This window comes from Pseudomonas rhodesiae (assembly GCF_013285305.1).
GTDB lineage: Bacteria > Pseudomonadota > Gammaproteobacteria > Pseudomonadales > Pseudomonadaceae > Aquipseudomonas > Aquipseudomonas rhodesiae.
Genome location: NZ_CP054205.1, coordinates 476,827 through 495,489, shown reverse-complemented (window position 1 = coordinate 495,489; position 18,663 = coordinate 476,827). Strand labels below are relative to the sequence as shown.

At 59.1% G+C, this 18,663-nt stretch carries 18 protein-coding genes; 14 read left to right on the top strand and 4 right to left on the bottom strand.

The features are described 5' to 3' along the window. Positions 1 to 20: 20 nt before the first annotated feature. A complete protein-coding gene (locus HRH33_RS02185) occupies positions 21 to 824 on the top strand; it encodes a phosphatase PAP2 family protein (protein ID WP_167418165.1) in 804 nt (267 codons plus the stop codon). Between the two features lie 43 nt (positions 825 to 867). On the opposite strand, the gene HRH33_RS02180 is transcribed toward HRH33_RS02185, so the two are convergent. Then, on the bottom strand, positions 868 to 1,275 hold the full coding sequence (locus HRH33_RS02180) for an RNA-binding S4 domain-containing protein (protein WP_034095359.1): 408 nt from the start codon (positions 1,273 to 1,275) through the stop codon (positions 868 to 870). Positions 1,276 to 1,391: 116 nt separating this feature from the next. Between HRH33_RS02180 and rimA the strand changes: the two genes are divergently transcribed. The 3 genes from rimA to rimK are packed head-to-tail and all read left to right on the top strand — an operon-like array spanning position 1,392 to position 3,569. Beyond that, on the top strand, positions 1,392 to 2,171 hold the full coding sequence (gene rimA / locus HRH33_RS02175) for a S6 modification regulatory phosphodiesterase RimA (RefSeq protein ID WP_040265300.1): 780 nt from the start codon (positions 1,392 to 1,394) through the stop codon (positions 2,169 to 2,171). A 13-nt stretch (positions 2,172 to 2,184) separates the two neighbouring features. Beyond that, positions 2,185 to 2,667: a retropepsin-like aspartic endopeptidase RimB gene (gene rimB / locus HRH33_RS02170; protein WP_005783815.1), complete on the top strand. Its 483-nt coding sequence runs from the start codon at positions 2,185 to 2,187 to the stop codon at positions 2,665 to 2,667. Continuing rightward, positions 2,664 to 3,569 carry a 30S ribosomal protein S6--L-glutamate ligase gene (gene rimK, locus HRH33_RS02165; RefSeq protein ID WP_034095357.1) on the top strand — a complete coding sequence of 302 codons (906 nt, stop codon included), beginning with the start codon at positions 2,664 to 2,666 and terminating at the stop codon, positions 3,567 to 3,569. Before rimB ends, rimK begins: the two co-directional genes overlap by 4 nt. A gap of 99 nt (positions 3,570 to 3,668) precedes the next feature. Here the strand turns inward: rimK and HRH33_RS02160 are convergent, their stop codons facing one another. Together HRH33_RS02160 and ompR are read right to left on the bottom strand one after the other, a co-directional pair. Beyond that, positions 3,669 to 4,982 carry an ATP-binding protein gene (locus HRH33_RS02160; RefSeq protein ID WP_034095356.1) on the bottom strand — a complete coding sequence of 438 codons (1,314 nt, stop codon included), beginning with the start codon at positions 4,980 to 4,982 and terminating at the stop codon, positions 3,669 to 3,671. 117 nt (positions 4,983 to 5,099) lie between these two features. After that, positions 5,100 to 5,840 carry an osmolarity response regulator transcription factor OmpR gene (gene ompR / locus HRH33_RS02155; protein WP_003187669.1) on the bottom strand — a complete coding sequence of 247 codons (741 nt, stop codon included), beginning with the start codon at positions 5,838 to 5,840 and terminating at the stop codon, positions 5,100 to 5,102. A gap of 357 nt (positions 5,841 to 6,197) precedes the next feature. On the opposite strand from ompR, the gene HRH33_RS02150 reads away from it, so the two are divergent. The 10 genes from HRH33_RS02150 (at position 6,198) to HRH33_RS02105 (ending at position 17,550) form a co-directional block, all read left to right on the top strand. Beyond that, a complete protein-coding gene (locus tag HRH33_RS02150; protein WP_034136486.1) occupies positions 6,198 to 8,522 on the top strand; it encodes a Tex family protein in 2,325 nt (774 codons plus the stop codon). After that, positions 8,522 to 8,905, top strand: coding sequence for a PaaI family thioesterase (locus tag HRH33_RS02145; RefSeq protein ID WP_167418166.1), 384 nt, complete (start codon positions 8,522 to 8,524; stop codon positions 8,903 to 8,905). The genes HRH33_RS02150 and HRH33_RS02145 overlap by 1 nt, the downstream gene beginning before the upstream one ends. Before the next feature lie 214 nt (positions 8,906 to 9,119). Continuing rightward, on the top strand, positions 9,120 to 10,703 hold the full coding sequence (gene gshA, locus HRH33_RS02140; RefSeq protein WP_034095352.1) for a glutamate--cysteine ligase: 1,584 nt from the start codon (positions 9,120 to 9,122) through the stop codon (positions 10,701 to 10,703). 243 nt (positions 10,704 to 10,946) lie between these two features. Beyond that, positions 10,947 to 11,924 (top strand): taurine ABC transporter substrate-binding protein, encoded by a 978-nt coding sequence (gene tauA, locus HRH33_RS02135; protein WP_167418167.1) that lies wholly within the window; start codon positions 10,947 to 10,949, stop codon positions 11,922 to 11,924. A gap of 17 nt (positions 11,925 to 11,941) precedes the next feature. Continuing rightward, the gene (tauB, locus tag HRH33_RS02130; protein ID WP_034095350.1) at positions 11,942 to 12,721 is read left to right on the top strand and encodes a taurine ABC transporter ATP-binding subunit; all 780 of its coding nucleotides are present in this window, start codon (positions 11,942 to 11,944) and stop codon (positions 12,719 to 12,721) included. Beyond that, positions 12,718 to 13,554, top strand: coding sequence for a taurine ABC transporter permease TauC (gene tauC / locus HRH33_RS02125; RefSeq protein WP_167418168.1), 837 nt, complete (start codon positions 12,718 to 12,720; stop codon positions 13,552 to 13,554). The genes tauB and tauC overlap by 4 nt, the downstream gene beginning before the upstream one ends. Positions 13,555 to 13,567: 13 nt before the next feature. Continuing rightward, complete coding sequence (gene tauD, locus HRH33_RS02120) at positions 13,568 to 14,404, top strand: taurine dioxygenase (RefSeq protein WP_167418169.1); 837 nt, start codon at positions 13,568 to 13,570, stop codon at positions 14,402 to 14,404. Positions 14,405 to 14,791: 387 nt separating this feature from the next. Further along, positions 14,792 to 15,766 (top strand): hypothetical protein, encoded by a 975-nt coding sequence (locus HRH33_RS02115; RefSeq protein ID WP_167418170.1) that lies wholly within the window; start codon positions 14,792 to 14,794, stop codon positions 15,764 to 15,766. Between the two features lie 50 nt (positions 15,767 to 15,816). Continuing rightward, complete coding sequence (locus tag HRH33_RS02110) at positions 15,817 to 16,749, top strand: hypothetical protein (protein WP_167418171.1); 933 nt, start codon at positions 15,817 to 15,819, stop codon at positions 16,747 to 16,749. A 57-nt stretch (positions 16,750 to 16,806) separates the two neighbouring features. After that, positions 16,807 to 17,550, top strand: a complete 744-nt coding sequence (locus tag HRH33_RS02105; RefSeq protein WP_167418172.1) for a hypothetical protein — start codon at positions 16,807 to 16,809, stop codon at positions 17,548 to 17,550. A 62-nt stretch (positions 17,551 to 17,612) separates the two neighbouring features. Here the strand turns inward: HRH33_RS02105 and mgrA are convergent, their stop codons facing one another. Next, entirely contained in the window at positions 17,613 to 18,650 is a 1,038-nt protein-coding gene (gene mgrA / locus HRH33_RS02100; protein ID WP_034111313.1) for an L-glyceraldehyde 3-phosphate reductase, read from the bottom strand. Positions 18,651 to 18,663 lie beyond the last annotated feature (13 nt).

The following is an 18,663-nucleotide window of genomic DNA, read 5'->3' as shown; positions in this document are numbered from 1 at the left end:
AGAGCGAAGAGGGACAGTTTATGAACAATCCGGGTTTGTTCCAAGCCAGGTGGAACCTCGGGGGGTGGGCGCTCTGCAATCTACTCGCTATCGGGCTGCTGTGCTTTTGGCTATGGCCCACGGGGCAGATGCTGTGCGTAGTTTTCGACGAATGGCTATTTCATCTGCTCAATGACCCGCTGGCCACAAGTTCAGCCTGGCTGCATGTGTGGGCCGTGGCGAGTTTGCGACCGTTCGATGCGGTAGTCGGGGTGATTCTGCTGGCGCTGTTGATTCGCGGCGATTGGGTGTTCAAAGCCATGCAGGTTCGCCAGGCGTTTTTCGGGTTCTTCAGCATCCTGCTATTGCTGCTGTTTATTCGCATGCTGTTTTCCAAACTTGCAGCGCAGATGGGCTGGCAACACAGCAGCCCGTCGATGATGATCAGCGGCGCTATCCAGATGAGCGACTATTTCCCAGGGCTGGAAAAAACCTGGGAGTTGAAGGATCGCTCCAGCCAGAGCTTTCCCGGCGATCATGCGTCGGTGCTCTTGATCTGGGGGATGTTCATGAGCGTGTTTGCCAAGCGAATCGGCCAAGTATTGGTGATCTGGGGCCTGGCGCTGCTGTTCATGATGCCGCGCCTGGTCGCCGGTGCGCATTGGGGTCAGGACGATTACATCGGTGGAGTGTTACTGGCGCTGCTGGCCTTGGGTTGGGGTTATTACACGCCTTTTGCCGCGAAGGTTTCCGGTGTACTGCTGCGGTTAACGGCACCGATTTTCGGAGTATTTGGCAAACTGCCAGTGCTCGGTCGACTGAGCGTCATGCGCACCTTCTCTTAACACCGCGACGCGGCACACAGCGATGACAGCGTGATTGGCGCAATCAATCGTCATTGCCACTGCCGCGAAACTTGAACAAGTCGCGGCGTTGCTTCTTGCTCGGTTTACCGTCAGTGGTCAGGCCTGACGCCCCAGCCTTGCGCATCGCCGCCGCTTGTTCGCGCTTGGCGATGCTGGCTTGGGTTTCGACGTACAGCGTCTGGGCTTCAGGTGCCCCGCGCCGCACGATCGACAATGCCTGGACCACGATGGTCTTTTCATCAAACCCCGTACGAATCTCAAATTCATCGCCAACACGCGGCTCTTTACCCGGCTTGCAGCGTTCCCCTCGGTGATGCACTTTGCCGCTTTCAATCGCGGCCTTGGCCAAGGCGCGGGTTTTATAGAAGCGCGCAGCCCACAGCCACTTGTCCAAGCGGACCTTGTCTTCCTCTTCCTGCTTTTGAGCCACTTGAATTCCTCTCTCTGAAAAATGTCGCAACTTTACCGTTGAAACCCTTCGACGCATAAATCCCAAGGCTCACCTAAGATACGCCAGGTAGCACCCCGTTTTCGCGAGGATACGCCGTGACCGACTTTCCCCTTTCACTCACCTCGCCGGGTCAACGGTGCGTGGGCTGCCAGCAGAGCGAACCCTTAGGGTTCGATTTTGCGTTCGCCTACCAGCCAATCGTAGACCTTCGGGACCATTCGATTTTTGCCAATGAGGCGCTGGTGCGTGGCGTCAACGGAGAAGGAGCGCTCTCGGTGCTGCAACAGGTTAACGAAAGCAATCGTTACCGCTTCGACCAACGCTGCCGTACCCAGGCGATTGCCGGGGCCGCTGCGCTGGGGATGCAAACGCACCTGTCGATCAACTTCATGCCTAACGCCGTGTACCGTCCGGAGTTGTGTATCCGCAGCACACTCGAAGCGGCTCGCGCGCACAATTTCCCGCTGAACCAGCTGATTTTCGAGACGCTGGAAAGCGAGCATGTAGATAACTATCGCCATTTGACGAATATTCTGCGTGAATATCGGGAATTCGGCTTCAAGACCGCCATCGATGATTTCGGCGCGGGCTATTCGGGGCTGAACCTGCTGGCCGATTTCCAACCTGACTTGATCAAACTCGATATGGCGCTGATTCGCGATGTCGACAAGGATCGTGTTCGCCAGGTAATCGTCCGGGGGATTGTCACAATCTGTGAGCAGTTGGGGGTTACTGTCATCGCCGAAGGCATCGAAAGTGCTGGTGAGCGAGACTTCCTGTCCGACTGTGGAATATTTCTGATGCAGGGCTATTGGTTCGCCAGGCCCGCATTCAATGCTTTGGCCGAGATCCCCTCCCAGGCCTGGGCGAATTGACCGGTTAGCCATATTGAAGACATTTGATCATTTGACCGTTGTGGGTCTGCGTGAGTGGGTGGCCCTTCCCGACCTGGGAGTGGCAGGTCTGCGTGCGAAGATCGACACGGGGGCCAGCACCTCCAGCTTGCACGCCACTGACATCGAGCCGTTCGAACGCGACGGCGAAAAGTGGGTGCGCTTTACCGCGCACCTGGGCAGCGTGGTGCAACTGCGGCATCGTCGCTGCGAAGCGCCCCTGGTGACGATGAAAACCATCAAAAGCTCCAACGGCCATGCGCAGGTGCGCTATGTGATCAGCACCACGCTGGCATTGGGCGACCGAGTATGGCGGGTGGAATTCACCCTGGCCTGCCGCAAAGCCATGCGTTACCGCCTGTTGCTGGGTTCCAAGGCGCTGATTGACGGCCAATTGGTGGTCAATCCCGGCGTCAAGTACGTTCAAGACAAGCCGGTGTTCCCGGTCTCTACTATTTCTGCCCCAGGTGCTGCATGAAGATTGCTGTGCTGTCGCGAAACCCGCGTCTGTATTCCACCCGCCGCATGGTCGAAGCCGGCACCGAACGTGGCCATGAAATGGTGGTGATAGACACGTTGCGTGCCTATATGAACATTGCCAGCCACAAGCCGCAGATTCACTACCGTGGCAAGCCTCTGGAGGGTTTCGATGCGGTCATCCCACGCATCGGCGCGTCGGTGACCTTCTATGGCTGCGCGGTCTTGCGCCAGTTTGAAATGATGGGCGTATTTCCCCTGAATGAGTCGGTCGCCATTGCTCGATCACGGGACAAACTGCGTTCCCTACAGCTGTTGTCGCGCCGAGGCATCGGCTTGCCGGTCACCGGCTTTGCCCACTCCCCCGACGACATCCCGGACCTGATCGAAATGGTCAACGGCGCACCGCTGGTGATCAAGGTATTGGAAGGCACCCAAGGCATCGGCGTGGTGCTGTGTGAAACCGCCACCGCAGCCGAGTCGGTGATCGAAGCCTTCATGGGCCTCAAGCAGAACATCATGGTGCAGGAGTACATCAAGGAAGCCGGCGGTGCGGATATTCGCTGCTTCGTGGTGGGTGACAAAGTCATCGCGGCGATGAAACGCCAGGCCAAGCCGGGGGAATTCCGCTCCAACCTGCACCGTGGCGGCAGCGCCAGCTTGATCAAAATCACTCCGGAAGAACGCATGACCGCGCTACGAGCAGCCAAGGTGATGGGCCTGGCGGTGGCAGGCGTGGATATTTTGCGTTCCAACCATGGCCCGCTGGTGATGGAAGTGAACTCCTCACCCGGCCTGGAAGGGATCGAGACCACCACGGGCAAGGATGTGGCGGGGATCATCATTCAGCATCTGGAAAAGAATGGCGGGCCGAACATGACCAGGACCAAGGGCAAGGGTTAGGGACGCAGCTGTTTGCTTCAAGCTATAAGCTGCAAGAAAGGGCAAAAGCTGTCTGCCTTTTGCTTGCGGCTTTAAGCTTCGAAACTTGCCGCTGTTTTTTTATACCGCGTCTCTAGGCAACATCAGCCCAAGCGGCAACCGCACCCGCGCCTCCAGCCCGCCTCCCTCGCGATTGCGCAGCTCGACATTGCCGCCATGCATCGACGCAATCCGCCGCACAATCGCCAAGCCCAAGCCTGTCCCTTTGCCTCCGCGCGCACGATCACCTCGGGTAAAGGGGTTGAAGATGCCTTCCAGCTCCGCAGGATCAATGCCGGTGCCGCGGTCCATCACACTCAGCACCACATAAGGCGCAGCGCTATCGCCGGACACGTACGCCGCCACTTCCACATCCGTACCGGCGTGATGAAGGGCGTTGCCAATCAGGTTGTTCAACAGGCGCTTCATCGACACCCGCCGCAGCGCGAACGGCTGGATCGGTTCCAGGCGCATGCGTACCTGTTCGCCATTTTGGTTATAGGGGGCCACGACTTCACGCACCAGATCGGTGAGATCGACTTGCTCGACTACCTCATCGCGGCCGTCACGGATAAATGCCAGGAACTGATCGAGGATGGCGTCCATGTCCTCAATGTCCCGAATCATGTCATCCGTCAGGTCCGTATGGTTGCCCATCAACTCCAGGGAGAGGCGCAGGCGTGTCAAAGGTGTGCGCAGATCGTGGGACACCCCCGCCAACATCAACTCGCGTTCGCGACCGGCCTGTTCGACGTCTTCCGCCATCTGGTTGAAGGCGCCGTATACCTCCGTCATTTCGCTGGGTGTGTCACTCACCGGCAGTCGCACACTACGGCCCTGGCCCAACTGGCGGGCGGCGAACACCAGGCGCTTCAGCGGTTGGTTGAGCTGGCGCACGAAGATCCACGCGGACGCCGTCGAAAGCAAGCCGATGGCCAGGAACCAGCCCAATACGTTCCAGATTTTCTGCCCGCGCAATGGATGCGGATACAGCGGCACTTTCAGCCAATCCTCACCCAGGCTTGGCGCACGCACCCACAACGCCGGTGACACATGCATGCGCAGCCGCACTTCGGTGTCTTTGCCCAATTCGGCCTGCATCTGACGCTGGTAAATCTCGCTGTAGGGCCAATGCTGCTCGCCTTCCGGCACACCGGCGCCCGCCACGCGCACCAGGGTGGCAGCCTTGGCGATTTTCTCGCGATTCTCGGGGTCAGCGGCCCAATAGGCACGCAGTGTAAGAGCAACGCCGTGGCTGTATTGCCGGTCCACCAGCACATCCTCGTTCATCAGCAGATAAACCAGCGTGAGTGCCTTGGAAAACAGAACGACGATCAGCACCAGCCAGAGGGTGCGGGAGAAGAAACTTTGCGGGAACCACAACGGGGTTTTCATAGAGGACAGCTGGACACCTTGCAAGAATGAGCGGCGCTCGCAGAATTGCAGACGCCGAGCATCCCGTCGACCTTTACGGGGTCAAATGCCGGGATGCCCACCTCTGCAAATCATCGGTCACTTGGTAGCGGTGCCATCCGGCACGAACACGTAACCCACGCCCCACACTGTCTGGATATAGCGCGGCTTGGACGGGTCCGGTTCGATCATCCGGCGCAAACGGGAGATCTGCACATCGATGGAACGCTCCAAGGCATCCCACTCGCGACCACGGGCCAGGTTCATCAACTTGTCACGGGTAAGCGGCTGGCGGGCGTTCATCACCAGCGCCTTGAGCACGGCAAATTCGCCGGTGGTCAGCATGTGCACTTCTTCACCGCGCTTGAGTTCGCGGGTCGCCAGCGACAGTTCGTAATCGCCAAAGGTCACGCTTTCATCTTCGCTGCCCGGAGCACCCGGCACCGCTGGCGCCTGGCGACGCAGTACAGCTTTGACACGCGCCATCAACTCGTCAGGGTTGAAAGGCTTGGCCAGGTAGTCATCGGCGCCCAGTTCGAGGCCCTTGATGCGGCTCAGCTCATCGCCCTTGGCGGTGAGCATGATGATTGGAATCTGGTTATTGGCGCCGCGCAGACGCTTGCACGCAGTCAAGCCATCTTCGCCGGGAAGCATCAGATCGAGCACGACAAGGTTGAAGACTTCGCGCCCCAGAAGGCGGTCCATTTGCTCGGTGTTCGGTACCGCGCGGGCACGATAGCCCTTGGAGTTGAAGAAACGCTCCAGCAGGCTGCTCAGCCCTGGATCGTCATCAACGATGAGAATTTTTTCGCCTTCAGCAGTTTGTGCAGTGCTGCTCATTGGATGCTCCTCTTATCTCGGCGCGCATTATGGCGTAGCTGCCGTTATACGCACCGTGTGCATTGTTAGCAGATTTTTCCTCTACTGCCAGCGAACCCGCGCCCTACACCCCTCCGGCACAGTACCCCCCAAGAGCAGAACGCTGGTTATAATGCCGCGCCGTCGTGCAGGGCAACGTCAGATCGTTACCGTTTACTGCCGGGCTTTTTTCACCCGCTTGTCGCGATTTTTTCGATTTCGAGGGTCAATAGGCTGCCTCTTGACCCAGGCAGCGGCGCCGGTCGGGCCGCTCAACCAGCCTCGCAACGCCTTGTTTACCGGGCTCCCGAGCTGCTTTTCAGAATTTCAGGTGGTTTTATGGACAGCATCAACAGCCGCATTGCCGAGGAACTCGGTGTACGCCCACAACAGGTCGAAGCGGCCGTCGCTCTACTGGATGAAGGCTCCACGGTGCCCTTCATCGCCCGTTACCGTAAAGAAGTGACCGGCAGCCTCGACGATACCCAGTTGCGGCATCTGGAAGAGCGCCTGCGCTACCTGCGAGAACTCGACGAACGGCGCATCAGCATCCTCGCCAGCATCGAGGAACAAGGCAAGCTGACCCCGCAACTGGAGCGCGACATCAAGCTCGCGGACACCAAGACCCGCCTCGAAGACCTTTACCTGCCCTACAAGCAAAAGCGCCGCACCAAGGGCCAGATCGCCCTGGAAGCCGGCCTCGGCGAATTGGCCGATGGGTTGTTCAACGACCCGTCTCTGACTCCAGAAACCGAAGCCGCGCGCTTTGTCGATGCCGCAAAAGGCGTCGCCGACACCAAGGCGGCGCTGGAAGGCGCCAAGTATATCTTGATGGAGCGCTTCGCCGAAGACGCCAGCCTGCTGGAAAAACTGCGTAACTACTTGAAGCAAGAAGCCATCCTCAGCGCCCGCGTAATCGCCGGCAAGGAGGAAGAAGGCGCCAAGTTCCGTGACTATTTCGAACACGACGAACCGCTCAAGAGCATGCCTTCCCACCGTGCCCTCGCCATTTTCCGTGGCCGCAACGAAGGTATTCTCAGCTCCGCGCTGAAAGTCGGCGACGAACTGCCGGGCACCATGCACCCGTGCGAAGGGATGATCGGTCAACAATTCGGCATCCAGAATCAGAACCGTCCTGCGGACAAGTGGCTCAGTGAAGTCGTGCGCTGGACCTGGAAGGTCAAGCTCTACACCCACCTGGAAACCGACCTGCTCGGCGAACTGCGCGACGGCGCCGAGACCGAAGCGATCAACGTGTTCGCCCACAACCTGCACGACCTGCTGCTGGCCGCCCCGGCCGGCCCGCGCGCTACCCTGGGGCTCGATCCGGGCCTGCGCACCGGTTGCAAGGTCGCGGTGGTGGACGCCACCGGCAAGCTGCTGGACCACGCGACCGTGTATCCGCATGTGCCGCATAACAAGTGGGACCAGACGCTCGCGATCCTCGCCGCCCTGTGCGCCAAGCACTCGGTAGACCTGATTGCCATCGGCAACGGCACCGCGAGCCGTGAAACCGACAAACTGGCCGCCGAACTGATCAAAAAATACCCAGCCATGAAGATGACCAAGGTCATGGTGTCCGAAGCGGGTGCGTCGGTGTACTCGGCGTCGGAGCTGGCCTCCAAGGAATTCCCGGACCTGGACGTGTCGATCCGTGGCGCGGTGTCCATTGCCCGTCGCCTGCAGGACCCGCTGGCCGAACTGGTGAAGATCGACCCTAAATCCATCGGCGTCGGCCAGTACCAGCACGATGTGTCGCAGTTGAAGCTGGCACGCGGCCTGGACGCGGTCGTCGAAGACTGCGTGAACGCCGTGGGCGTGGACGTCAACACCGCCTCGGTGGCGCTGCTGGCGCGGATTTCCGGCCTCAATGCCACCCTGGCACAGAACATCGTCAACCACCGCGATGAAAATGGCGCCTTTAAAACCCGCGCCGCGCTGAAAAAAGTCGCGCGCCTGGGCGAAAAAACCTTCGAGCAGGCTGCCGGCTTCCTGCGCGTCATGAACGGTGACAACCCACTGGACGCCTCGGCGGTCCACCCGGAAGCCTACCCGCTGGTGCAACGCATTGCCGCCGAGACCGACCGCGACATCCGCTCGCTGATTGGCGACGCCGCGTTCCTCAAGCGCCTGGACCCGAAGAAGTACACCGACGAAACCTTCGGCGTGCCGACTATCACCGACATCCTGCAAGAACTGGAAAAACCGGGCCGCGACCCACGCCCCGAGTTCAAGACCGCCGAGTTCCAGGACGGTGTCGAAGACCTCAAGGACCTGCAACTGGGCATGATCCTCGAAGGTGTGGTGACCAACGTGACCAACTTCGGCGCCTTTGTGGATATCGGCGTGCATCAGGACGGTTTGGTGCATATCTCCGCGCTTTCGGAGAAATTCATCAAGGACCCACGCGAAGCGGTCAAGGCCGGTGACGTGGTCAAGGTCAAGGTCATGGAAGTGGATATCCCGCGCAAACGCGTTGGCCTGTCGATGCGTATGAGCGACACCCCCGGAGAAAAAATCGATGGCGCGCGGGGGGCGCGTCCTGGCTCGGCGCCGCGTCAGTCGCAGAACAGCGCACCGCGCAAGGAAACCGCCACCGCGGCGCCTAGCAACAACGCCATGGCCTCGCTGTTCGCCAATGCCAAACAGTTGAAGAAGCGTTGATGGAGATCCCGGCCGGCTTGACCCAGAGCGCGTTCAGCGAACTGATCGGCTGTCGCCTGCAACGCCTGGAGCAGGGCGTTGCCGAGGTGGCCCTGAGCCTGGAGCCGCATCTGCGCAACCGCGCGGGCAAGCTGCATGGCGGGGCGATTTTCAGTCTGGTGGACATCACCATGGGACTGGCTTGCTCCAGTTCCCATGGTTTCGACCAGCAGAGCGCGACCATCGAATGCAAGATCAATTACATCCGCGCCGTGGAAGACGGTGAGGTGATGTGCACCAGCCGCATCGTTCACGCCGGCCGGCGCACGTTGGTGGTCGAGGCGGATGTGTACCAAGGCGAAAGACTTGTCGCAAAAGCACAGGGCACGTTCGCTGTCCTATAGCTCCCCACCCTCGATTTGAGTTAATTTCGGCGCTGCTGAAACAGCGTCGGAATTTTCTCGCTGTGCTATAGCCCAATTCATGGAATGAAGTAGGCTTTTTCAAAGCGGGTCAACTTGACTCAAAACCAGGCGATCACGCCAGTTTTAACTTCACCCTTGTAGACCGTCCTGCCCACCCCCATATTGGGGCGACTGACGCGTGAAGGAATCCAACTTGAGCGAACTTCTCAACCGCCGCCTGGCCCTGCTCGGCAAGCGCGAACACCTCTCCCTGCTAGAGCAGTGCCTGCACGGCATCGAGCGCGAATGCCTACGTGTCACGGGTGAAGGTCGCCTGGCGCAGACGCCGCACCCCGAAGCCCTGGGCGCTGCGTTGACCCACGAACAGATCACCACTGACTACTCGGAATCGCTGCTGGAGTTCATCACCCCAGCCCTGCCCAACCCGGCCGATACCCTGAGCAGCCTGGAAAAAATCCATCGGTTCGCCTACACCAAGCTGGGCAGCGAATACCTGTGGAGTCCTTCGATGCCGTGCCCATTGCCGGCCGAAGAAGATATTCCGATTGCCTACTACGGCACCTCCAATATCGGACAACTCAAGTATGTGTATCGCAAGGGTCTGGCCCTGCGTTACGGCAAGACCATGCAGTGCATCGCCGGCATCCACTACAACTTCTCGCTGCCGGAAAAATTGTGGCCGCTGCTCAAGCAAGACGAGGGCTATGTCGGCACTGATCGCGACTTCCAGTCCGACGCGTATATCGCGCTGATCCGCAATTTCCGCCGCTACAGCTGGCTGCTGATGTACCTGTTCGGTGCTTCGCCGGCCCTGGATGCCGGGTTCCTGCGCGGACGTTCGCACCAGTTGGAAGTACTCGACGCCGACACCCTGTATCTGCCTTACGCCACCAGCCTGCGCATGAGTGACCTGGGTTACCAGAGTAACGCCCAGGCCGGCCTGACGCCCTGCTACAACGACCTGGCAAGCTACACCGACAGCCTGCGCAAAGCGGTGGCAACGCCCTACGCGCCGTACGTCGAAATCGGCACGCACAAGGACGGTGAGTGGGTGCAACTCAACACCAACATCCTGCAGATCGAAAACGAGTACTACTCCAACATCCGCCCCAAGCGCGTGACTTACACCGGCGAACGGCCGATCCAGGCGCTGATGGCGCGGGGTATCCAGTACATTGAAGTGCGTTGCCTGGATATAAACCCGTTCCTGCCGATGGGCATCGACCTGCCGGAGTCGCGCTTCCTTGACGCGTTCCTGCTGTACTGCGCCCTCAACGAGAGCCCGCTGTTCGCCAACAACGAGTGCAGCAACGCCACCTCCAACTTCCTCAGCGTGGTCAAAGAAGGCCGCCGTCCGGGCCTGCAATTGCAGCGTCAGGGCCAGGCCGTGGACATGAAGGAATGGGCTACCGAATTGTTAGAACAAATCGCGCCGCTGGCCGCCCTGCTCGATGAAAGCCACGGCATCACCGAACACAGTCACGCGTTGGACGCCCAACTGGCCAAGGTCAATGACCCGTCCCTGACACCGTCGGCCCAGGTGCTGGCGGCGATGGCCGAGCGCAAAGAGAGTTTCGCGCAGTTCTCGCTGCATCAGAGCGAAGTGCACGCCGAGTACTTCCGCCGCGAGCCGTTGCCGGCTGAAGAGCAGGCACGCTTTGAGGAGCTGGCGCGCACCTCGCTGGCGCAGCAGGCGGAATTGGAGCAGAACGAAGTGGGCGATTTCGATGTGTTTGTCGGCTCGTACCAGGCGAGTATTCTGGCTATCAGTAACTAAGACCGAACTCGGTCAATTGGGAGGGGGCTTGCCCCCGATTGTACTGGGCCAGTCAACCCACCAGTGGCTTCACTACCGCCATCGGGGGCAAGCCTCCTCCCACATTTGCCCCCAATCAAGCTCAAGGCTCGCTTCACCCTTACCCACATAAGCTAATTCGAAAAAGTTATTTATTTTTCGATTCTTAGATCATTTAGTCTCCTCTCACGCCGAGCCTCGGCCGCCTGATTGAGGAGATTCCCCTTGAAACTGCTTACCCCTCTGCGCCTGTTGGCCGCATTGTCCCTGGCCGGTGCCAGCCTGTTTGCCCAGGCGGCGGATGTAACCATTGCCTACCAGACCACCGTCGACCCGGCCAAAGTCGCGCAGGCCGACGGCGCTTACGAAAAAGCCACCAACGCCAAGATCGACTGGCGCAAATTCGATAACGGTGCGGACATCATCGCCGCCATTGCCTCCGGCGACGTGCAGATCGGTTACCTCGGTTCCAGCCCACTGACCGCCGCGATTACGCGCAAAGTGCCGGTGCAAACCTTTCTGGTCGCGACGCAGATCGGCGGCGCCGAGGCGCTGGTGGCGCGTGACGGTTCGGGGATCACCAGCCCGCAAGACCTGATCGGCAAGAAAGTCGCCGTACCGTTCGTGTCCACCGGCCACTACAGTCTCTTGGCCGCGCTGAAGCACTGGAATATTGACCCTTCCAAGGTGACCATCCTCAATCTCGCACCGCCGGCGATCATTGCTGCCTGGAAGCGCGGCGATATCGACGCCACCTACGTGTGGGACCCGGCACTGGGCGTAGCCAAGGAAAACGGCAAGGTGCTGATCACTTCCGGCGAACTGGCCAAATTCGGCGCACCGACTTTCGATGCCTGGATCGTGCGTAAGGATTTTGCCGAGAAGCATCCGGAAATCGTCAAGGCTTTCGCCAAGGTTACGCTGGATGCCTACGCGGACTATCGAAAAGACCCGCAAGCCTGGCTGGCCAACACAGGCAACGTCGACAAACTGGTCAAGCTCTCCGGCGCCAAGGCCAGTGATATCCCACAACTGCTGCAAGGCAACGTCTACCCGCTGGCCGCAGACCAAATCACCCTGCTCGGCGCGCCGACCACCCAGGCCGTAACCGACACCGCTGCATTCCTCAAGGAACAGGGCAAAGTCGACGCGGTACTGCCGGATTACGCCCCATACGTCAGCGCTCAGTTCATTACCCACTGATTCGGGAGTTTATCGCGATGGCCTTGCTACAACTGGAGCGCATCAGCGCACAGTACCCAGGCGCCCCGGCACCGGTGCTGGCGGATATCTCACTGGACCTGGGGCCCCAGCAATTGCTGGTAGCTCTCGGCCCGTCCGGCAGTGGCAAGACTTCACTGTTGAACCTGATCGCCGGCTTCGTCGAACCCAGCGCAGGACGTATCAGCCTCGACGGCGTGCCGGTCAAAGGCCCGAGCGCCGAGCGTGGCGTGGTGTTTCAAGACGATGCGCTGCTGCCCTGGCAGGACGTGCTGGCCAATGTTGGCTTCGGCTTGGAATTGGCCGGCGTGCCTAAAACACAGCGTGAAGCCCGCGCGCGGGAAATGCTGGCACTGGTGGACCTGGCCGGTTTCGACCACCGCCGCATCTGGCAACTGTCCGGTGGCCAGAAGCAACGTGTCGGCCTGGCCCGCGCATTGGCCGCCGACCCGCGCGTGTTGTTGATGGACGAGCCGTTCGGCGCCCTGGATGCCTTCACCCGCGAACAGATGCAGGAGCTGCTGCTGCAAGTCTGGCGGCGCACGGCCAAGCCGGTGTTTCTGATCACCCACGATATTGAAGAAGCGGTATTTCTCGCCACCGATCTGATTCTGCTGGCGCCCAATCCAGGCCAGATCGTCGAACGCCTGCGCCTGGATTTCGGCCAACGCTATGCCGCCGGCGAGTCGGCGCGAGCGATCAAGTCCGATCCGCGCTTTATCGAAACCCGCGAACATGTCTTGGGCAAGGTGTTCTCGCAACGGCAGGTGTCCCCATGAGCAGCTACGAACTTCCTGTCACCACCACCGAGCCGGCGGCACAAACGCCCGTTCCGGTCCGCCGCAGCCTGAGCACGCGCTGGATCAGCCTGTTGACCCTCACTACCTTGCTGATCGCTTGGTGGGCCGTGACTGCCACCGGTGTGATCGAGCCGCTGTTTCTGCCGCCGCCGGCCGCCGTGCTGCAAAAAGGCTGGTTGCTGGCGACCAGCGGTTATATGGATTCCACCTTATGGCAGCACCTGGCCGCCAGCCTCAGCCGCATCGGCCTGGGCCTGGGTTTTGCGGTGTTGACCGCCGTGCCGGTGGGGATCGCCATCGGAGCCAACCGCATCGCCCGTGGCATCTTCGACCCGTTGATCGAGTTTTATCGGCCTATTCCACCGCTGGCCTATCTGCCGTTGATCGTGATCTGGTGCGGCATCGGCGAGCTGTCCAAGGTGCTGCTGATCTACCTGGCGATCTTTGCACCCATCGCGATCGCCACCGCCACCGGTGTACGCACCGTCGACCCGGCCAAGCTGCGTGCGGCGCAGTCCCTGGGGGCAACGCGCGCGCAATTGATTCGTCATGTAGTTCTGCCAAGCGCCCTGCCCGACATTCTCACCGGTGTGCGCATCGGCCTGGGGGTGGGCTGGTCGACGCTGGTGGCCGCTGAACTGATCGCGGCCACCAGTGGGCTGGGGTTTATGGTGCAGTCGGCGGCGCAGTTTCTGGTGACCGATGTGGTGGTGCTGGGGATTTTGGTCATCGCCCTGATCGCCTTCGCCCTGGAAATGGGCCTGCGTGCCCTGCAGCGTAAATTAGTGCCCTGGCATGGCCAGGCACACTGACTGTGAGAATCCCATGAGCAACGTTACCGTGAGCCCCTTGAGCACCGCCCTGGGCGCCCAGATCAGTGGCGTCGATATCACCCGGCCGCTGTCCCCCGATCAGCGCGACGCCATTGAACAGGCGTTGCTTACCCACTCGGTGCTGTTCTTTCGCGACCAGCCGATCACCCCGCAACAGCAGGCACGATTCGCGGCGAATTTCGGTGACTTGCACATCCATCCGATCTACCCCAACGTGCCGGAACAACCCGAAGTATTGGTGCTCGACACCGCCGTCACCGACGTGCGCGACAATGCGGTGTGGCACACCGACGTGACGTTCCTGCCCACCCCGGCCCTCGGCGCGGTGCTCAGCGCCAAGCTGCTGCCGGCGTACGGTGGCGACACGCTGTGGGCCAGCGGGATCGCGGCGTATGAGGCGCTATCCGCGCCGATGAAACGGCTGCTGGACGGCTTGACCGCCACCCACGACTTCATCAAGTCCTTCCCTCTGGAGCGCTTCGGCAACAGCGCCGAAGCCCTGCAACGCTGGGAAGCTGCACGTCAAAAGAACCCGCCATTGTCCCATCCGGTGGTACGCACGCATCCGGTGAGTGGGCGCAAATCGCTGTTTGTCAGCGAAGGTTTCACCACCCGGATCAACGAGTTGGAAGCCGCCGAAAGCGAGGTGATTCTGAAGCTGTTGTTTGCCCACGCCACTCGGCCGGAATTTACCCTGCGCTGGCGCTGGCAAGCCCATGACGTGGCGTTCTGGGATAACCGTGTGACCCAGCACTACGCAGTGGATGACTACCGACCGCAACGGCGGGTGATGCACCGCGCGACGATTCTGGGAGATGTACCGTTCTGATTTCCGGCGCCCCCATGCAGTCCAGCTCATTACGCGCCGCCTCGCGTCGGCGCGTTTTATGCTCATAGCAAACTTTAAACAGCCAATATCGACCGCTTCCGATTTATTAAAATAAAACTCGCCATATTGCCTACTCTCGGCAACCTCGCTACACAATTAATTAACATCCCCGCCTTGCTATTACTTCAGAAAAATCCTCTATAGCTATCGTTATCTCACGTTACCAATTCCGCACTGGCACTCGGAACCCCAGACAGTTACCAACCACAGATCTCACGACACTGTCGCGACGTGAAAACGCTAACGCCTCACTCATCAATACCGCAAAAGCGATATAAAACTGAATCTTATATCGACGAAAAACTTATTTAATTGAGAAACAAATAGATGAACACATCACTAACATCTACTTACCCGTCAATCGCCGCCAATAGACAAAGCGAGAATTATAACAACACGTTACCCACGGCAACTGCGCCTCACAGGCACTCTAATTCAACATCAATGGAACATACACTTGCTCAGACTACCTCAGCATCCGCACCCTCTCATATAAGTGTCGAAAAAACACTTGCACTGCTTGGCAATGCACTCAATGAAATCATGACATCACTGAATAACCTGCTAAACATACAACCATCGGTAAAAACGTTGGTTGATCACAAGCCTCTCCGGCCAGCCACCGAACTACCCCATACAACATTGGAAACCACACAGGTAGTTGACAAGGCGACCGTCCCCCAATCGCACGAGTTTCTTTCAGCCAAAAAAAGTGGCGAAAAACCGGATGACATCTGGGGCGGGCTGTTTTCTTCACCGGTGCTCACGCTGTATTCGAGCGGCGCCCCGCTCAGTTCCCATGTCGCGGGTATAAAACTGGCCATGCAACGGTTTGGGCAAAGTCCGCGGGATATTTTCAGTGAAGTCACCAGACTTGACACGGGCTTCAACATAACGATGCGCGACGGCTTCAAACTTCATATTACGTTTGAAGAACTAAAACTGGCTCAAGAAGGCTGCCAGATGCTCGGTGACGAAAGCATGCTCAAAGATGCAGCCTTTCTTTTCGGCGCCTTGGTAAAACGAAAGCAGATCGAATCATTTAATGCTTCGGCGCCCTCCGACTATGCCATTGCCATGTGGGAAACCAACAAGGGGGAGTCGGCCAAAAACGTGTTGGAGTTATTGGGCCTGAAAAACCATATCCAGTCGGCCAAGTCCCATGACATCGCCGCGAATAAAGGTTTAGGCATTATTGTGAAAAGCCCTGTGGAGTCCCTCGCCATTGTCGATGGGTTGGCAGACTTCAACTGCACACCTTCTGGTGTCAGAAAACATCAACATGCCTATCTACTTACTTGAATACTCCCGTAAACGTCCGGGACAACATCACATTCTTAGGAATTGAGCCGATGAACACGTTCTCCAACTACCGCTCCAACGCCCTGTCCGCCAATGTTTCTCCCTCGCTGGACAACCGCAATGCGCTGCTAAAAAACCACGATTACGAGGCTCCCCAGCAACCCAATGCACACACCCAGCACAGCATCGAGTTGGTCTTAAGTTCGATGTTCACGTTATTGCAAAGCCTTGAAACTGCTCTAAAGAACTTGACCCACCCGCAACAGGCAGGGGTCATCCATCAAGACACGCCACTTTCCACGCCTGTCCGTCCCGGCGTTGATACAACACGGCAACTCCCGACCCGTCTTAATAGCCTGCTGCAAAAAGAGGTCACGCCAACGAACGACACTGAAAACCCGCAATTCCCGGACCTTTCGTCAAAAACCAACGGCGCAGCGCCCAGCGATATCGAAAAGGGGTTTTATTCCGTGCCCCGCGAGTTTGGTGAAAACCGCTATACGGATCGCTACGCGGCAATGATCAAACTGATGATGATGAGGTTCGGACAGAGCCCCACGGATTGTTTCGAAAAAGTCACCCGAACGGGAGACACCTATGCCGTCGACATGAAAGACGGAGAAAGCGTGAACATCACCCGCGCGGAAATACAACTTACGGCAGATGCCGCCAAATTCGCCGGCCATGACAACGGAATGATCAAGGACGCCAACTTCATGCTGACCGCTTACGTAAAGCGCGTTCAGAACACCCATGAAGATCCGGTCATTCGCTCCAACTTCGAAGCCGCTTTGCGCAGCGTCATCACTACGCAAGGGTTTGAGAAAAGGATCCTGGAAGACCTTGGCATGGTGTCTTTCATGACCCACGCCAACGCACATGAAATGTCGGAAACCAAGGCACCGTCCTATCTATATAACCACGGCTTGGTGCTGGATAAGGAGGCGCTGCCGTATGACGGGCACGGCTACATCCTGGTCTGAGCATCCTTGCTCGTTGGTTGTAACACAGGCGGATTTCCAAGCATCAAGGCGCATTGCATGAACTTATCAGCACTCGTGGGCAGCTATGCCCAACCTTATTCGAACCTCGTCCCCCCTGCGATTGAGCACACCCGCACCGCGCGTCCTGGCGCGTATGACAATACGGCGGCACAGGTTAACCGGTTCGACACGGGCTACATGCCCATGTCCAAAACCGCCGCTGGCATCAAGCCCAAGAATATCTGGACTGCTTTCACGCAAGGCAGGCAGGGGAATTGCGTCACTGTTTCGGCTATAAAAGCGGCGATGATGAAATACGGTCACAACCCCCGTGGCATCTACAAGTCGGTGACAGAAACCCCCACGGGCTTCGATATCGTCATGCGTGACACGTTCAAGCTAAGCCTGACCCATGACGAAATAAAACAGGCGAAGACCGGTTCGGCTTTTTATGGCGACGACCCCGACGTATTGGCGGATGCGGTGTTTTTATATGCCGCCAGTGCCAAGCGCGCGCAGATGAAAAACCACGAGGGCCGGGCTAAGCGAAGCTTCGAAGCCGCCATGGGCACGCTCAACGACGGTGAAGGAGACCGGGATGGGTTTAAGCGCCTGGGCCTGTTAGGCAAAACCCGCTGGACTCATTTTCGCGAACTGGACAAAGGCAACACCGGCACCGCCTCCCTCAACAACCATTCGGTGGCCGTGGTCGATGGGCACGTGGACCTCTACGGTGAAAAAAGACCGTTTTCGACGTCCCCATTCCGGAATTGGCGCGGGATGTACCTCAAGCTGGTATAGCGCCCGCGCCTGACCGGATGATCAAACGCCCTCTCGCCGTCCAGGCGAGAGGGCGTCGTGCATTACTGCGCCAGTGACGGCTTTTCCCACAAGTTAATCCCACCTTCCTGGGCAAACCGATCGATTTCCGCCAGTTCTTCAGCGCTGAACGACAAGTTGTTCAGCGCGCCGACGTTCTCAACAATCTGCTCTGGCCGGCTCGCACCGATCAGCGCGCTGGTCACCCGAGGGTCGCGCAGGGTCCAGGCCAGGGCCAGTTGCGCCAGGCTCTGGCCGCGACGCTGGGCGATCTCGTTCAGCGCCCGGACGTGGGCGAGGTTGGCTTCAGACAAGTGCCCGGCCTGCAACGAACCACCGCCGGGACGATTGACCCGCGCATCGGCCGGCACGCCGTTGAGGTACTTGTCGGTGAGCAAACCCTGGGCCAGCGGCGTGAAGGCGATCACGCCGGTGCCAAGCGCTTCGGTGGTGTCCAGCAGGTCTTTTTCCACCCAGCGGTTGAGCAGGTTGTAGGCCGGCTGGTGGATCAGCAACGGTACTTTCCATTCCTTGAGCAGCGCGGCCATCTCGCGGGTTTTGGCGCCGGAGTAGGACGAAATGCCGATGTACAACGCCTTGCCCTGTTGCACGGCAGTGGCCAGGGCGCTGGCGGTTTCTTCCAAGGGCGTGTCGGGGTCGAAGCGGTGGGAGTAGAAGATGTCCACGTAATCCACGCCCAGGCGTTGCAGGCTCTGGTCCAGGCTGGCCAGCACGTATTTGCGCGAGCCGCCGCCCTGGCCATACGGGCCGGGCCACATGTCCCAGCCAGCCTTGCTGGAGATGATCAATTCGTCGCGATAGTGCTTGAAGTCTTCGCGCAGCAAACGGCCGAAGTTGATCTCGGCGCTGCCGTAGGGTGGGCCGTAGTTATTGGCCAGGTCGAAGTGGTTGATCCCCAGGTCGAACGCGGTGCGTAACAGCGCGCGCTGGGTGGCGATCGGCGTGCTGTCGCCAAAGTTGTGCCACAGCCCCAGGGACAGTGCCGGCAGCACCAGGCCACTGTGGCCTACGCGACGGTACGGGATAGATTCATAGCGGTTTTCGGCAGCAATATAAGTCATCGAATCCTCTCTT

Bases quoted from the DNA above. Each gene is read 5' to 3' on its own strand.
- HRH33_RS02145 (WP_167418166.1), top strand. From the start codon at position 8,522: ATGGAGATCCCGGCCGGCTTGACCCAGAGCGCGTTCAGCGAACTGATC.
- ompR (WP_003187669.1), bottom strand. From the start codon at position 5,840: ATGAGCAGCACTGCACAAACTGCTGAAGGCGAAAAAATTCTCATCGTT.
- tauC (WP_167418168.1), top strand. From the start codon at position 12,718: ATGAGCAGCTACGAACTTCCTGTCACCACCACCGAGCCGGCGGCACAA.
- mgrA (WP_034111313.1), bottom strand. From the start codon at position 18,650: ATGACTTATATTGCTGCCGAAAACCGCTATGAATCTATCCCGTACCGT.
- HRH33_RS02110 (WP_167418171.1), top strand. From the start codon at position 15,817: ATGAACACGTTCTCCAACTACCGCTCCAACGCCCTGTCCGCCAATGTT.
- rimK (WP_034095357.1), top strand. From the start codon at position 2,664: ATGAAGATTGCTGTGCTGTCGCGAAACCCGCGTCTGTATTCCACCCGC.
- HRH33_RS02105 (WP_167418172.1), top strand. From the start codon at position 16,807: ATGAACTTATCAGCACTCGTGGGCAGCTATGCCCAACCTTATTCGAAC.
- tauD (WP_167418169.1), top strand. From the start codon at position 13,568: ATGAGCAACGTTACCGTGAGCCCCTTGAGCACCGCCCTGGGCGCCCAG.
- HRH33_RS02185 (WP_167418165.1), top strand. From the start codon at position 21: ATGAACAATCCGGGTTTGTTCCAAGCCAGGTGGAACCTCGGGGGGTGG.
- tauB (WP_034095350.1), top strand. From the start codon at position 11,942: ATGGCCTTGCTACAACTGGAGCGCATCAGCGCACAGTACCCAGGCGCC.
- HRH33_RS02160 (WP_034095356.1), bottom strand. From the start codon at position 4,982: ATGAAAACCCCGTTGTGGTTCCCGCAAAGTTTCTTCTCCCGCACCCTC.
- HRH33_RS02150 (WP_034136486.1), top strand. From the start codon at position 6,198: ATGGACAGCATCAACAGCCGCATTGCCGAGGAACTCGGTGTACGCCCA.
- HRH33_RS02115 (WP_167418170.1), top strand. From the start codon at position 14,792: ATGAACACATCACTAACATCTACTTACCCGTCAATCGCCGCCAATAGA.